At 71.1% G+C, this 13,896-nt stretch carries 13 protein-coding genes and 1 pseudogene; 13 read left to right on the top strand and 1 reads right to left on the bottom strand.

Annotation, left to right across the window (positions count from 1 at the left end; genetic code table 11):
• Positions 1–197 precede the first annotated feature (197 nt).
• The 7 genes and pseudogenes from M2165_RS11300 (at position 198) to M2165_RS11270 (ending at position 6,856) form a co-directional block, all read left to right on the top strand.
• Positions 198–1,268 (top strand): ABC transporter ATP-binding protein, encoded by a 1,071-nt coding sequence (locus M2165_RS11300; RefSeq protein ID WP_280814727.1) that lies wholly within the window; start codon positions 198–200, stop codon positions 1,266–1,268.
• Positions 1,265–2,122, top strand: a complete 858-nt coding sequence (locus M2165_RS11295) for an ABC transporter permease (RefSeq protein ID WP_280814726.1) — start codon at positions 1,265–1,267, stop codon at positions 2,120–2,122. The genes M2165_RS11300 and M2165_RS11295 overlap by 4 nt, the downstream gene beginning before the upstream one ends.
• 3 nt (positions 2,123–2,125) lie before the next feature.
• Positions 2,126–2,920 carry an ABC transporter permease gene (locus M2165_RS11290; protein WP_280814725.1) on the top strand — a complete coding sequence of 265 codons (795 nt, stop codon included), beginning with the start codon at positions 2,126–2,128 and terminating at the stop codon, positions 2,918–2,920.
• Entirely contained in the window at positions 2,921–3,226 is a 306-nt protein-coding gene (locus M2165_RS11285) for a (2Fe-2S)-binding protein (protein ID WP_280814724.1), read from the top strand.
• The gene (locus M2165_RS11280) at positions 3,223–4,617 is read left to right on the top strand and encodes an FAD/NAD(P)-binding oxidoreductase (RefSeq protein WP_280814723.1); all 1,395 of its coding nucleotides are present in this window, start codon (positions 3,223–3,225) and stop codon (positions 4,615–4,617) included. The genes M2165_RS11285 and M2165_RS11280 overlap by 4 nt, the downstream gene beginning before the upstream one ends.
• A pseudogene (locus M2165_RS11275) lies at positions 4,614–5,793 on the top strand (FAD-dependent oxidoreductase). The gene M2165_RS11280 and the pseudogene M2165_RS11275 overlap by 4 nt, the downstream one beginning before the upstream one ends.
• Before the next feature lie 13 nt (positions 5,794–5,806).
• Entirely contained in the window at positions 5,807–6,856 is a 1,050-nt protein-coding gene (locus M2165_RS11270; protein ID WP_280814722.1) for an ABC transporter substrate-binding protein, read from the top strand.
• A gap of 302 nt (positions 6,857–7,158) precedes the next feature.
• Here M2165_RS11270 and M2165_RS11265 read toward each other — a convergent pair whose 3' ends face one another.
• The gene (locus tag M2165_RS11265; RefSeq protein ID WP_280814721.1) at positions 7,159–8,790 is read right to left on the bottom strand and encodes a GMC family oxidoreductase N-terminal domain-containing protein; all 1,632 of its coding nucleotides are present in this window, start codon (positions 8,788–8,790) and stop codon (positions 7,159–7,161) included.
• A gap of 132 nt (positions 8,791–8,922) precedes the next feature.
• Between M2165_RS11265 and M2165_RS11260 the strand changes: the two genes are divergently transcribed.
• From M2165_RS11260 to M2165_RS11235, 6 genes are all read left to right on the top strand, one after another.
• A complete protein-coding gene (locus M2165_RS11260; protein ID WP_280814720.1) occupies positions 8,923–9,840 on the top strand; it encodes a LysR family transcriptional regulator in 918 nt (305 codons plus the stop codon).
• A 143-nt stretch (positions 9,841–9,983) separates the two neighbouring features.
• Entirely contained in the window at positions 9,984–11,150 is a 1,167-nt protein-coding gene (locus tag M2165_RS11255; protein WP_280814719.1) for an ABC transporter permease, read from the top strand.
• 2 nt (positions 11,151–11,152) lie between these two features.
• Entirely contained in the window at positions 11,153–11,965 is an 813-nt protein-coding gene (locus tag M2165_RS11250; RefSeq protein ID WP_280817515.1) for an ATP-binding cassette domain-containing protein, read from the top strand.
• A 14-nt stretch (positions 11,966–11,979) separates the two neighbouring features.
• Positions 11,980–12,945 carry an MlaD family protein gene (locus M2165_RS11245; RefSeq protein ID WP_280814718.1) on the top strand — a complete coding sequence of 322 codons (966 nt, stop codon included), beginning with the start codon at positions 11,980–11,982 and terminating at the stop codon, positions 12,943–12,945.
• A gap of 17 nt (positions 12,946–12,962) precedes the next feature.
• A complete protein-coding gene (locus M2165_RS11240; protein WP_280814717.1) occupies positions 12,963–13,631 on the top strand; it encodes an ABC-type transport auxiliary lipoprotein family protein in 669 nt (222 codons plus the stop codon).
• 42 nt (positions 13,632–13,673) lie between these two features.
• A complete protein-coding gene (locus M2165_RS11235) occupies positions 13,674–13,895 on the top strand; it encodes a hypothetical protein (RefSeq protein WP_280814716.1) in 222 nt (73 codons plus the stop codon).
• Position 13,896: the final 1 nt, after the last annotated feature.

Raw genomic sequence — 13,896 nt, 5'->3', positions numbered from 1 at the left:
CTGTGGAATTCGTCCGGCCGATTTTACGATTCATATTCCATTGATCGGAATAAATCGGAAAAAGATTCTGATTAATGGAATACCCGAGGCGGCCTGGCGCGATCGTTGCAATAGAGTGAATCGAACTTACCCGGCGATTCAGCGCCCGTACCACGTGGCGGCGCGACCCGTCGCCACGGCAGAAAGGCTGTTGTTCCATGTCATTTCTACGGCTCACCGACGTGAGCAAGTTCTACGGCGCGACCCGTGCGGTCTCGGCCATGAACCTCGCGGTGGAAAAAGGCGAATTCGTCTCGCTGCTCGGCCCCTCGGGCTGCGGCAAGACCACCACGCTGCAGATGATCGCGGGCTTCGAGGCGGTGAGCAGCGGGCGCATCGAGCTCGCGGGCCGGGACATCACCCATGCCAAGGCCAACACGCGCGGGCTGGGCATCGTGTTCCAGAGCTATGCGCTGTTCCCGCACATGACCGTGGCCGACAACGTGAGCTTCGGGCTGGAGATGCGCCGCATGCCGAAGGCCGAGCGCAGCGAGCGCGTGAAGCAGGCGCTGGCGCTGGTGCACCTGGAGGCGCATGCCGCGCGCTACCCGCGCGAGCTCTCGGGCGGCCAGCGGCAGCGCGTGGCGCTGGCGCGCGCACTGGTGATCGAGCCGCCGGTGCTGCTGCTCGACGAGCCGCTGTCGAACCTCGACGCCAAGCTGCGCGAGGAAATGCAGTTCGAGCTGCGCCAGATCCAGCGCAAGGTCGGCACCACCACGGTGATGGTCACGCACGACCAGAGCGAGGCAATGTCGATCAGCGACCGCGTGGTGGTGATGGAAGGCGGCTGCGCCACGCAGATCGACCATCCGCACCGCGTGTACGAACATCCGCGCACGCGCTTCATCTCCACCTTCGTGGGCAAGGCCAACCTGCTCGACGGCCGCGTCACGGCCTGCGGCGGACGCAGCTGCCGCGTCGAGGTGGGCCCGCTCGCGCTCGAGGCCGAAGGCACCGCCTTCCGCCCGGGTTCGCCGGTGCTCGTGAGCGTGCGGCCCGAGAAGCTGCAGCTCGTGGCGCCCGGCCGCGGCCGCATCGACGGCACGGTGCGCGAGAGCTTCTTCCTCGGCAGCCAGTGGCTCTACCGCCTGGCCACGCCCGCAGGCGCGCTGATGGTGCTCTGCCCCAACGACGGCCGCGAACCGCTCGCCGAAGGCGACGCCGCGGGCATCGACTGGCCCGCGCACTGCACGCGGCTGCTGCCGGCCGAGGAGGCGGTGGCGGCATGAGCACGACGGCCAAGACCGCGCCGTGGTGGCTCTCCGGGCCCGCGCTGCTGCTGTTCACCGCGCTGCTGGTGGTGCCGCTCGCGCTCACCGCGGTGCTGTCGTTCAACGTCTACGACCCGGCGACCGGCCCGAAGGCGGGCGAGTTCACGCTCGCGCACTACGCGCAGGTGTTCACCGATTCCTACTACCACGGCATCTTCTGGCGCACCTTCTGGATCTCGGCGCTGGTCACGCTGATCTGCGTGCTGGTCGGCGCGCCCGAGGCCTACGTGCTGAGCCGCATGCGCAACCCGTGGCGCTCGATGCTGCTGCTGGTGGTGCTGGCGCCGCTCTTGGTGTCGGTGGTGGTGCGGGCCTTCGGCTGGAGCATGCTGCTCGGGCCCGAGGGCGCGGTGAACGCACTGCTGCAGCTCGTGGGCATCGGCCCGGTGAAGATCCTCTACACCAGCGCCGCGGTGGTGATCGCGCTGGTGCACGTGATGCTGCCGTTCATGGTGATCCCGGTGTGGACCTCGCTGCAGAAGCTCGACCCCGGCGTGGAGAACGCGGCGCTGTCGCTCAACGCCACGCCCTTCACCACGCTGCGGCGCATCGTGCTGCCGCAGGTGATGCCGGGCATCCTCTCGGGCAGCCTGATCGTGTTCGGCCTGGCGGCGAGCTCGTTCGCGATCCCGGGCCTGCTCGGCGGGCGGCGGCTCAAGATGGTCGCGACGGTGGTCTACGACGAATACCTGCACGAGCTCAACTGGCCGCTCGGCGCGGCCGTGGCGCTCACGCTGCTCGCCGCCAACCTGGTGGTGATGCTCAGCTACAACCGCCTGGTCGAAGGCCGCTACAAGAAAGCGCTGGGCTGAACGATGCGCCAGAACGGTCCCCTCGCCCTCGCGTTCAACGCGCTCGTCATCGCCTTCATGCTGGCGCCGCTCGCGGTGGTGTGCATCGTGGCGTTCACGCCCGAGAACACGCTCACCATCCCGACCACGCGCTTCTCGCTGCGCTGGTTCGAGGCGGTGTTCGCGCACCCCGACTTCATGCAGTCGTTCCGCAACAGCCTCTGGCTCGCGCTGGCCTCGGCCACCATCGCCACGCTGCTCGCGGTGCCGGCCGGCATGGCGATCACGCGGCACGACTTCCGCGGCCGCGACTTCCTCAACGGCCTCTTCCTCTCGCCGCTGATCATTCCGCACCTGGTGCTCGGCGTGGCGCTGCTGCGCCTGTTCGCGCTGGTGGGCGGCACCGGCAGCTTCGGCTGGCTGGTGCTGGCGCATGCGCTGATCGTTACGCCCTACACGCTGCGGCTGGTGGTGGCCGCGCTGGTGGGCTTCGACCGCAGCGCCGAGCAGGCCGCGCTCTCGCTCGGCGCGAGCCAGGCGACGGTGTTCCGCCGCATCACGCTGCCGATGATCCTGCCGGGCGTCACCGGCGGCTGGCTGCTGGCCTTCATCAACAGCTTCGACGAGGTGACGATGTCGATCTTCGTGACCTCGCCGAGCACGGTCACGCTGCCGGTGCGCATGTACATGTACGCCACCGAGTCCATCGATCCGCTGATGGCCGCGGTGTCGGCGCTGATGGTGGCGCTCACCGCCGTGGCGATGGTGGTGCTCGACCGCGTCTACGGCCTCGACCGCGTGCTGGTGGGGCGCCGCTAGATGGCCGCGAACGCCCTGCCCCTGCTGCACCGCGTGGCCGAGCAGACCGGCCGCGAGGCCGTGCACTTCACGCTCGACGGCGCACCCGCGCGTGCGCTCGCGGGCGACACCGTGCTGACCGCGGTGCTCACGCACGGCACCCGGCTGCGGCGCAACGAGTTCAGCGGCCTGCCGCGGGCGGGCTTCTGCATGATGGGCGCCTGCCAGGACTGCTGGATCGCCACCGAGGCGGGCGAGCGGCTGCGCGCCTGCTCGACCTTCATCGCGCCGGGCATGGCGCTGGTCACCGGGGGGCGCGGCGCATGACGCTTCGTCCCGTGATCGTCGGCGCCGGCCCGGCCGGGGTGCGCGCGGCCCAGACGCTGGTGGCGCACGGCCTGCGGCCGGTGGTGGTCGACGAGGCGCCGCGCGCCGGCGGCCAGATCTACCGCCGCCCGCCCGAGCGGCTCGCAGCGCGCAGCGCGCGCACGCTGTACGGCTTCGAGTCGCAGCGCGCCGAGGCGCTGCACGCCGCCTTCGACGGCCTCGCCGGCCGCATCGACCACCGGCCCGACAGCCTGGTGTGGAACGCGCAGGACCGCTGCCTCGACGTGATGCACAACCCGACGCAGAGCAACCGGCGCGTGCCCTACACGCACCTGCTCGTGGCGACGGGCGCGACCGACCGCGTGCTGCCGCTGCCGGGCTGGACGCTGCCGGGCGTCTACACGCTCGGCGGCGCGCAGGTGGCGCTCAAGTTCCAGGGCTGCGCGATCGGCCGGCGCGTGGTGTTCATGGGCACCGGTCCGCTGCTGTACCTGGTGGCCTGCCAGTATGCGAAGGCGGGGGTGGACGTGGCCGCGGTGCTCGACACCGCGCGCCTGGCCGACCAGGCCGCCGCCGTGCCCGCGCTGCTCTCGCAGCCGGCCGTGTTCGCGAAGGGCCTGTACTACGTGGCCTGGCTGCGCGCGCACGGCGTTCCGGTGCACCGCGGCGTGCGACCGCTGCGCGTGACCGGCGACGAAGGCGAATCCCGCGTGGCGGGCGTGGCCTGGCACGACGGGCATGCCGAACGTTCGATCGAGTGCGACGCGGTGGGCCTGGGCCATGCGCTGCGTTCCGAGACCCAGCTGGCCGACCTGCTCGGCTGCCGCTTCGCCTTCGCGCCGCTGCAGCGCGCGCACCTGCCGGTGCGCGATGCGGCGGGCCGCGCCAGCGTCGAGGGGGTGTACCTCGCGGGCGACGGCGCCGGCATCATGGGCGCCGATGCGGCCGAATGGGCCGGCGAGCGCGCGGCGCTGGCGCTCCTGGCCGACAGCGGCATCGCGGTCGACGGCGCACGCGCCGCCGCGCTTGAACGCCGGCTGGCGCGGCTCGCGGTTTTCCGAAAGGGCCTGGAGCGCGCCTTTCCGCTGCCGCCGGACTGGGCGGCGCAGGCCGACGACGCGCTCGTGATCTGCCGCTGCGAGAACGTGACCGCCGGCGACCTGCGCGAGGCCGTGGCCGGCTGCGGCGCGGACGAGCTGAACCGGCTCAAGGCGCTGTCGCGCGTGGGCATGGGCCGCTGCCAGGGCCGGATGTGCGGCGCCGCGGCGGCCGAGATCCTCGCGCATGCGACCGCGCAGCCGCTGGCGCAGGTCGGCCGCCTGCGCGGGCAGGCGCCGATCAAGCCGATCCCGATCCGGCTGGCGCAGGCCGGCGAGGGAGGCGGCGCATGAGCGGCGGCCCGAAGAAGAAGCTGCGCACCGACGTGACGATCGTCGGCGGCGGCATCGTCGGCGCCTCGGCCGCGCTCGCACTGCGCCGCATGGGCCTGGGCGTGGTGCTGCTCGAACGCGACCTCTGCGGTTCGCGCTCCAGCGGCGTGAACTTCGGCGGCGTGCGGCGCCAGGGGCGGCCGCTCGCGCAGCTGCCGCTGGCGCAGCGCGCGCACCGCCTCTGGGGCCGGCTGCCCGAACTGCTCGGCACCGACGGCGAATACGTGCGCTCGGGGCATTTCAAGATCGCGCGCAGCGAATCGGGACATGGCCTCGCTCGAGCGCTACCGCGCGCTCTGCAGCGACTTCGACCTCGGGCTCGAACTGATCTCCGGCGCACGGCTGCGCGCGCAGTGCCCCTGGCTCGGCGCGCGCGCGGTGGGCGGCTCGCTGTGCGTGGAGGACGGCCAGGCCAATCCGCGGCTCGTGTCGCCGGCCTTCGCGCGGGCCGCGGAGCGCGCGGGCGCGCAGGTCTTCGAGCGCCACCGCGTCGACGAGGTGGCGCACGACGGCGCGCACTTCATGGTGCGCTCGGGCAATGCGCTCGAGGTGCAGTCGCCGGTGCTGCTCAACTGCGCGGGCGCCTGGGCCGGCGCGATCGCGGCGCAGTTCGGCGAGGCGCCGCCGATGTTCTCGCGCAGCCCGCTGATGGCCGTGACCGAGCCGCTGCCGAACTTCCTCGGCTGGAGCCTCGGCGTCGAAGGCGGCGGCATCTACTGCCGGCAGGTCGCGCGCGGCAACCTCGTGCTCGGCGGCGGCACCGGCCTCACGCTCGATGCCGACCGCGCGCGCGCCGAACGCGAAGCCATCGCCACGCTGGCGCAGCAGGCCGTCGAGCTGCTGCCCGGGCTGGCGCACGCGCACATCATCCGTACCTGGGGCGGCACCGAGGGCTACCTGCCCGACCGCGAACCGGTGCTCGGCCCGAGCCGCACCACGCGCGGCCTGTTCCACGGCTTCGGCTTCGCGGGCGCGGGCTTCCAGATCGGCCCGGCCGCCGGCGAGGTGCTGGCCGAGCTCGCGCGCGACGGCCGCAGCGACACGCCGATCGAGGCCTTCGCGATCGACCGCTTCGGCGACGCGGCGCCGCCTTCGCCTTCTTCCTCTTCCCCCGCCACCGTTTCAACCCCCACCTGACTGGAGCGCTCCCATGCCACGCACCGCCAAGCCCCTCGCCTTCCTCGCCCCGCTCGTGCTCGCCCTCGCCGCCGGCGGCGCCCACGCGCAGACCAAGACGCTCTACATCGGCATGAACGGCGGCACCATGGAGAAGGCGTACACGCAGTACGTGTTCCCCGCCTTCGAGAAGCTCCACGGCGCCAAGGTGGTGGTGGTGCCCGGCACCTCGTCCGACATCCTCGCGAAGGCGCAGGCCAACAAGGACAAGCCGCAGATGCACGTGATGTTCCTCGACGACGGCGTGATGGTGCGCGCCATCGGCATGGGCCTGTGCGAGAAGCAGAAGCCCAATCCGTCGCTGGCCGAGATCTACCCGGCCGCGCGCTTCAAGGACGACATGGCGAGCGGCGTGAGCCTGGGCATGACCGGGCTGGCCTACAACGCGAAGATGTTCAAGGAGAAGGGCTGGGCACCGCCCACCTCGTGGCTGGACCTGGCCGATCCGAAGTTCAAGGGCAAGGTGGTGTTCCAGTCGATGTCGTCCTCGTCCTTCGGGCTGCACGGCTTCCTGATGTTCAACCGCATCCAGGGCGGCAACGACAAGAACGTCGAGCCCGGCTTCAAGGCCTGGCCGACCACCATCGGCCCGAACGTGCTCGAGTACATCCCGAGCTCGGCCAAGCTCTCGGAGATGGTGCAGACCGGCGAGGCCGCGATCTTCCCGCTCACCCCCACGGCCGTGGCCGCGCTCAAGACCAAGGGCATTCCGGTGGAGTACGCGCCGCCGAAGGAAGGCGCGGTGGTGCTGATGGTGGGCCAGTGCGTGATCGCGAACAACAGCGAGCCCGAACTGTCCCAGAAGCTCGCCGAGTTCCTGCTGAGCCCGCTCGCCCAGGCCAACGTGCTGCAGTACGGCGCGCAGATCCCCACCAACCCCAAGGCGCCCGCCGTGGGCGACGGCGTGAAGCAGGTGGCCGACATCACCCAGTGGATGAAGACCGCGGTCACCATCGACTGGGAGAGCATCAATGCGAACCGGCCTGCATGGAATGCGCGCTGGAACAAGACGATCGAGAAGTGATTCGCGTTGGTTGTTGTCCGGGGTGCGCTCACGCCGACGGGGTGCCTTGCTCCGCGAATGTCCCCCGGCCTGCGGCCTCCTCCTTTATTTCGCTGCGCAAGGCACCCCATCGGCGTGAGCGTGTTCAGAGCACCGGTTGATCAGCGATGCACCAGCAGCGTGCCTCGTGCACAGGGCACCGGGTGCTCCCCGCAGCGAAATAAAGGAGGAGGGGCGCAGCCCCGGGGGACATTCGCGGAGGGGAGTACCCGGTGCCCTGTGCACGCGCCCCGAACAAACGACAGCGCGGTCGTACCGCCGCCTCAGCCCTCAGCCTCCAGCACCCACCCCGCAGCCTTCTCGGCCATCATCAAGGTCGGGCTGTTGGTGTTGCCGCTCGTGATCGTCGGCATCGCGCCCGCGTCCACCACGCGCAGCCCCTGCACCCCCCGCACCCGCAGGCGCGCGTCGAGCACCGCCATCGGATCGTCGTCCGCACCCATCTTCGTCGTGCCCACCGGATGGAAGATCGTCGTCGCGATGTCGCCCGCCAGGCGCGCCAGGTCCTCGTCGCTCTGGTACTGCACGCCCGGCTTCCATTCCTCCGGCCTGAACTTCGCGAGCGCCGGCTGCGCCGCGATGCGGCGCGTCACCCGCAGCGAATCGGCCGCCACCTTGCGGTCGGCGTCGGTGCTCAGGTAGTTGGGCGCGATCGCCGGCGCGTCCTCGAAGCGCGGGCTCTTGATGCGCACCGTGCCGCGGCTCGTCGGATTCAGGTTGCACACGCTCGCGGTGAAGGCCGGGAAGCTGTGCAGCGGCTCGCCGAAGGCGTCGAGCGACAGCGGCTGCACGTGGTATTCGAGGTTCGGCCACGCGTGCTCCGGCGAACTGCGCGTGAAGGCGCCGAGCTGCGAAGGCGCCATGCTCATCGGCCCGCTGCGCTTCATCAGGTATTCGAGGCCGATCTTCGCCTTGCCGTACATCGACGAGGTCAGCACGTTGAGCGTCGGCGCGCCGTCGATCTTGTAGACCGCGCGGATCTGCAGGTGGTCCTGCAGGTTCGCGCCCACGCCGGGCGCATCCACCTGCACCTCGATCCCGTGCCGGCGCAGCAGCTCGGCCGGACCGATGCCCGAGAGCTGCAGCAGCTGCGGCGAGCCGATCGCGCCGCCGCACAGGATCACCTCGCGCGTGGCGCGCGCCGTCACCATCTCGTGCCCGTCCCACACCTGCACGCCGGTGCAGCGGCGGCTGCCGTCGGCCTGCGTCTCGACGATCAGCTTCGCGGCGTGCGCATTGACCCACATCTCGAAGTTGGGGCGCCCGTAGCACACCGGCCTCAGGAAGGCCTTGGCCGTGTTCCAGCGCCAGCCGTTCTTCTGGTTGACCTGGAAGTAGCCCACGCCCTCGTTGCTGCCGCGGTTGAAGTCGGTGCTGTGCGGAATGCCGGCCTGCACCGCGGCCTCGGCGAAGGCGTCGAGGATGTCCCAGCGCAGCCGCTGCTTCTCGACCCGCCATTCGCCGCCCGCGCCGTGCAGTTCGTCGGCGCCGAGGTAATAGTCCTCGTGCTTCTTGAAGTCGGGCAGCACGTTGTCCCAGCGCCAGGCCTCCTCGCCCGTGAGCTTCGCCCACTGGTCGTAGTCGCGCGACTGGCCGCGCATGTAGATCATGCCGTTGATGCTCGAGCAGCCGCCCAGCGTCTTGCCGCGCGGATAGCGCAGCGTGCGGCCGTTGAGGCCGGCGTCGGGCTCGGTGTTGTAGAGCCAGTCGGTGCGCGGGTTGCCGATGCAGTAGAGGTAGCCGACCGGGATGTGGATCCAGTGGTAGTCGTCCTTGCGGCCGGCCTCGATCAGCAGCGTGCGCCGCTGCGACTTGCGCGTGAGCCGGTTGCACATCAGCGCGCCGGCCGTGCCGCCGCCGATGACGATGTAGTCGAAGGTGTTGTCGTCGCTCATGCGCTGCCTTTTGTCTCTGTCGATATTTTGGGTGCTCATGGGCCGTTCCGGCGCCCGCCGACCGCAGTTTCACTCAAGGCAGGCGAAGAAAGCCAATGATTTCGGCGCGGCTCGCTTATAAAGCGAACTTATATGACTGCCGCCGCCCCGATGGACCTCCAGCTGCTGCGCGCCTTCGTGCTCGCGGCGCGCGAGGGCAACGTGTCGCGCGCGGCCGAGCGGCTGCACCTCACGCAGCCCGCGGTGAGCCTGCAGCTGAAGCGCTTGGCCGAGGAGACCGGGCTCCAGCTCTTCACGCGCACGCCGCACGGCCTGGCGCTCACGGCCGACGGCGCCGCGCTGCTGCCGCAGGCCGAGCGCGTGCTGGCCGCCGTGGGCGACCTGCAGCAGGCCGCGCGCAACCTGCAGGGCACGGTGCGCGGGTCGCTGCGCATCGGCACCATCCTCGACCCCGAGTTCACGCGGCTCGGCGTGTTCCTGCGCGAACTGGTGGAATCGGCGCCGCAGATCGAAACCGAGCTGCGCCACGGCATGAGCGGCACGGTGCTGGCGCAGGTGCTGCGCGGCGAGCTCGACGTGGGCTTCCACCTCGACGCCGACGGGGGCGAAGCCGCCGCCGCCAGCCCCCCCGCGCCGCTGGCCGCGCGCACGCTCACGCGCTTCACCTACCGCGTGGTCGCGCCCGCGGGCTGGGGGCCGCAGGTGCTGGGCCGCGACTGGAAGGCGCTGGCCGCCCTGCCCTGGCTGGCCACGCCGCCCGAGTCGGCGCACCACCGGCTGCTGGAGCGGGTGTTCGGCCCGCTCGGGCTGTCGCCGCGCCGCGTGGCGCTGGTGGACCAGGAGGCCTCCATGCTCGACCTGCTGAAATCGGGCGTGGGCCTGAGCCTGCTGCGCGACTCCATCGCGATCCGCGAGAGCCAGTCGCACGGCCTCGTGATGGCCGACCGCGTGCAGCTCGACTGTGCGCTGCGCTTCGTCTCGCTCGCGGCCCGGCGCAACGAACCCGTGATCGCGAGCGCCTGGAACGCGCTCTCGCGCGCCTGGAACTGAGCCGGAAAGCGCCGCAAGTGGTCGCCGAAACGGCATGACGCCCTACGCGAAGCGCCGCCGCGGCGTCACCGGAACGCCGATTCACCCGGTTACGATGCGCGCTCCGACCTGAGTCTTTCTTCTTCGCCCTGCACAGCCCGCCCATGTCCACCGCAACCTCGCCTGCCGACGCGACCGCCGCCGACAGCGTGTTGCCGCGCATCGAAGAGCACGAGCAGGACGGCCGCCGCTGGACCGTGGCGAGCGGCCGTTGGACGACGCTCGCGATGTCGTCGCGCAACGCGTGGCAGGCGCTCGCGCGCGACCTCGCGAAGGCGCCGCCCGCCGACGACCGCGCCTGGGACCTGCGGCCGATCGAGCAGCTCGACCACATCGGCGCGCAACTGCTCTGGGAGCACTGGCGCCACGACTGGCCGGCCACGCTCGAGATGTCGCCGCAGCACAAGGCGGTGCTCGACCAGGTGGCGCAGTACACCGTGGGCACGCCCGACGAGCCCTCGCCCACGCTGGCCGAGCGGCTGCGGCATTTCTCGCACACCGGCGCCCGCGCGCTGCAGACGATGCGCGACTACGTCGGCTTGATCGGCCAGCTCGCGCTCGACGTGGCGACGCTCCTGCGCGCGCCGCACCGGGCGCCCTGGCGCGACTTCTCGGGCCACCTCTACCAGTTCGGCGCCACGGCGCTGCACATCACCGCGCTCGTGGGCCTGCTGATCGGCGTGGTGCTGGCCTACCTGATCTCGCAGCAGCTGCGGCAGTACGGCGCCGAATCCTTCGTCGTCAACATCCTCGGGCTGTCGCTGATCCGCGAGCTCGGGCCGGTGCTGGCGGCGGTGCTGATCGCGGGGCGCTCGGGCTCGGCGATCACGGCGCAGATCGGCGTGATGCGCGTGACTGAGGAGCTCGACGCGATGCGCGTGATGGGCATCCCGCACGGCTTCCGGCTCGTCATGCCGCGCGTGATGGCGCTCGCCATCGCGATGCCGCTGATCAGCCTCTGGACCTCGATGGCCGCGCTGCTGGGCGGCATGCTCGCGGCCGATGCGGCGCTCGACATCTCGCCGGCGTACTTCCTCTCGGCGCTGCCGCGCGCGGTGCCGATCGCCAACCTGTGGCTCGCGCTCGCGAAGTCGGCGGTGTTCGGCATCCTGATCGCGCTGATCGGCTGCTACTTCGGCATGAAGGTCAAGCCCAACACCGAAAGCCTGGGGCGCGGCACCACCTCGTCGGTCGTGACCTCGATCACCGCGGTGATCCTGGTCGATGCGCTGTTCGCGGTGCTGTTCAAGGGCGTGGGGTTCAGGGCATGAACATGGCGTCCGACAGCGACACCGCGGTGGTCGACATCCGCAAGCTCTGGACGGTGTTCAAGGGCGCCGACGGCGAGGTCGTGGTGCACCGCGACCTGGACCTGCGCATCGCGCGCGGCGAGGTGCTGTCGCTGGTCGGCGGCTCGGGCACCGGCAAGACGGTGCTGCTGCGGCAGATCCTCGGGCTCGAAAAGCCCTCCAAGGGCACGGTCGAGGTGCTGGGCCGGGCGCCGGGCGAGCTCAGCGCCAAGGGCGCGGCCAACGTGGGCATGCTGTTCCAGCACGGGGCGCTGTTCTCGGCCTTCAGCGTGCTCGAGAACATCGCCTTTCCGCTGCGCGAGCTGAAGCTGCTGCCCGACGAACTGATCCGCAACGCCGCACTCGTGAAGCTGCAGATGGTGGGCCTCGAGCCCCGGCACGCCAACATGAGTCCGGCCGATCTCTCGGGCGGCATGATCAAGCGCGTGGCGCTGGCGCGCGCGCTGATCATGGACCCGCCGCTGCTGCTGCTCGACGAGCCCACGGCCGGCCTCGACCCCGAGGCCTCCGACAGCTTCTGCGACCTGCTGCGCGGGCTGCACCGCGAGCTCGGGCTCACGGTGGTGATGGTCACGCACGACCTCGACACGCTGTTCGACCTGAGCACGCGCATCGCGGTGCTGGCCGACCAGAAGGTGATCGTCAGCGGCTCGGCGCGCGAGGTGATCGCCTATCCGCATCCCTTCATCCACGAATACTTCCTGGGCGGGCGCGGCCAGCGCGCCCTCGAGGCCCTGCACGACAAGAAACCCGCCGACGCCGGCGCGGGCCACTGAAAGGTAGCCACATCATGGAAAACAAAGCCCATGCCCTCGCCGCCGGCGCCTTCGTGCTCGGCCTCCTGGCCGTGCTCGTGGGGCTGGTGGTCTGGCTGACGCGCGACAACACGGTGCGCAACATCTACGAACTCTCCACGCGCGACCCCGTCAGCGGGCTGCAGCCGCAGGCGACGGTGCGCTACCGCGGCATCGCGGTCGGCAAGGTGACCTCGATCGACTTCGACCCCAAGACCAAGGGCAACGTGCGCGTGCGCATCACGGTCGACCAGCGCGTGCCGCTCACCACCTCCAGCTTTGCCACGCTGAGCTACCAGGGCGTGACCGGCCTGGCCTTCATCGCGCTCGACGACAAGGGCGAATCGCAGGTCGCGCTGGTGCCCAACAACGACGACCCGCCGCGCATCCCGCTCAGGCCGTCGATGCTCGCGCAGCTGCAGGACCGCGGCGAGGCCATCATCAACCAGGTCGAGGAGGCCACGAAGCGCGCCAACACCCTGCTCGGCGACGACAACCAGAAGCGCGTGGCCGATGCGCTCGAGAACATCGCGGCCGCCTCGGCGAGCGCCAACACGCTGCTCAAGCAGCTCGACAACACGGTGAAGACCGGCCTCAACCCCACGCTCGCGGCACTGCCCGAGGCGGTGGGCTCGGTGAAGAAGGCGGCCGGCGACGTCTCGCGCGTGGCCAACAACTTCAACACCACGGTCAACCGCCTCAACGCCGAGGACGGCCCGATCCAGCGCCTGAGCGACGGCACCAAGTCGCTCGCGCAGGCGGTCGATTCGTTCAACGCCGCCACCCTGCCGCGCGTGAACCGGGTGGCCGACGACACCTCGCGCGCGGTGCGCCGGCTCGGCCGCGCGGCCGACGGCATCAACGACAACCCGCAATCGCTGCTGTTCGGCAACGGCGGCACGGCCGCGGGGCCCGGCGAGCCGGGCTTCACGCCGCCGGCCGCCACCGCGGACCGCCCCTGAACGTGAGGACGACGATCATGACCCCCCATGCCCTTCGACATGCCGGTGCGCCGCTGCGGGCCGCCGGCCTCGCGCTCGCGCTGCTCGCCGCCGGTTGCGGCGCCCTGCCCGACAAGCCCGCGCGCGCCACGCTGTACGACTTCGGCCCCGGTCCGGTCGGCGCCGCGGCGGCGCAGCCCCCGGCGGCCGCACTGCCGATGCTCGCGCTGGCGGAGATCGAGAGCAACACGCGGCTCGACGGCACGCAGATCCTCTACCGCCTCGGCTATGCCGATGCCAACGAGCTGCGGCCCTACGGCCAGTCGCGCTGGAGCCTGCCGCCCGCGCAGTTGCTGCGCCAGCGGCTGCGCGATGCGCTCGCCGAGCGCCGCACCGTGCTCGGACCGGAAGAGGCCGCGACCATCGCGCGCGCCGAAGGCCGCGTGCCCGACACGCTGCGCATCTCGCTCGACGAGTTCAGCCACTACTTCGAATCGGCGAGCAGCAGCGTCGGGCTGGTGCGGCTGCGCGCGACGCTGATTCGCGGCACGCCGGGCGGCGACCGCGTGCTGGGCCAGCGCAGCTTCACCGTGCGCCGGCCCGCGCCCAGCGCCAACGCGCCCGGCGGCGTGAAGGCGCTGGCCACCGCCACCGACGCGGCCGTCGCCGAGGTCGTGCAGTGGGTGGACCAATTGCCGCGGCAGTAAGCTCGGCCCGGACCGACCATTCATCACCGAGGAGACCACAGCATGAATCCCACACGCATCGCCGGCATCGTGCTCATCGTCGCGGGCATCGCGGGCCTCGGGCTCGGCGGCTTCAGCTTCACGCGCGAGACGCACCAGGCCAAGCTCGGGCCGCTGGAGCTCTCGGTCAAGGAGAAGCAGCAGGTCAACTTCCCCGCCTGGGCCAGCGTGGCCGCGATCGTGGTGGGCGGCGCGCTGGTGCTGCTCGGCGGCAGGAAGGGCTGAC

The sequence above is a fragment of the Variovorax sp. TBS-050B genome (assembly GCF_029893635.1).
In the GTDB taxonomy this organism is placed as follows: Bacteria; Pseudomonadota; Gammaproteobacteria; order Burkholderiales; family Burkholderiaceae_C; genus Variovorax.
This window is presented reverse-complemented; position numbering and strand designations above follow the sequence as displayed.

Coding starts and splice junctions, on each gene's coding strand:
- M2165_RS11265 (WP_280814721.1), bottom strand. CDS start 8,790: ATGAGCGACGACAACACCTTCGACTACATCGTCATCGGCGGCGGCACG.
- M2165_RS11235 (WP_280814716.1), top strand. CDS start 13,674: ATGAATCCCACACGCATCGCCGGCATCGTGCTCATCGTCGCGGGCATC.
- M2165_RS11300 (WP_280814727.1), top strand. CDS start 198: ATGTCATTTCTACGGCTCACCGACGTGAGCAAGTTCTACGGCGCGACC.
- M2165_RS11290 (WP_280814725.1), top strand. CDS start 2,126: ATGCGCCAGAACGGTCCCCTCGCCCTCGCGTTCAACGCGCTCGTCATC.
- M2165_RS11295 (WP_280814726.1), top strand. CDS start 1,265: ATGAGCACGACGGCCAAGACCGCGCCGTGGTGGCTCTCCGGGCCCGCG.
- M2165_RS11240 (WP_280814717.1), top strand. CDS start 12,963: ATGACCCCCCATGCCCTTCGACATGCCGGTGCGCCGCTGCGGGCCGCC.
- M2165_RS11250 (WP_280817515.1), top strand. CDS start 11,153: ATGGCGTCCGACAGCGACACCGCGGTGGTCGACATCCGCAAGCTCTGG.
- M2165_RS11285 (WP_280814724.1), top strand. CDS start 2,921: ATGGCCGCGAACGCCCTGCCCCTGCTGCACCGCGTGGCCGAGCAGACC.
- M2165_RS11255 (WP_280814719.1), top strand. CDS start 9,984: ATGTCCACCGCAACCTCGCCTGCCGACGCGACCGCCGCCGACAGCGTG.
- M2165_RS11245 (WP_280814718.1), top strand. CDS start 11,980: ATGGAAAACAAAGCCCATGCCCTCGCCGCCGGCGCCTTCGTGCTCGGC.
- M2165_RS11260 (WP_280814720.1), top strand. CDS start 8,923: ATGACTGCCGCCGCCCCGATGGACCTCCAGCTGCTGCGCGCCTTCGTG.
- M2165_RS11280 (WP_280814723.1), top strand. CDS start 3,223: ATGACGCTTCGTCCCGTGATCGTCGGCGCCGGCCCGGCCGGGGTGCGC.
- M2165_RS11270 (WP_280814722.1), top strand. CDS start 5,807: ATGCCACGCACCGCCAAGCCCCTCGCCTTCCTCGCCCCGCTCGTGCTC.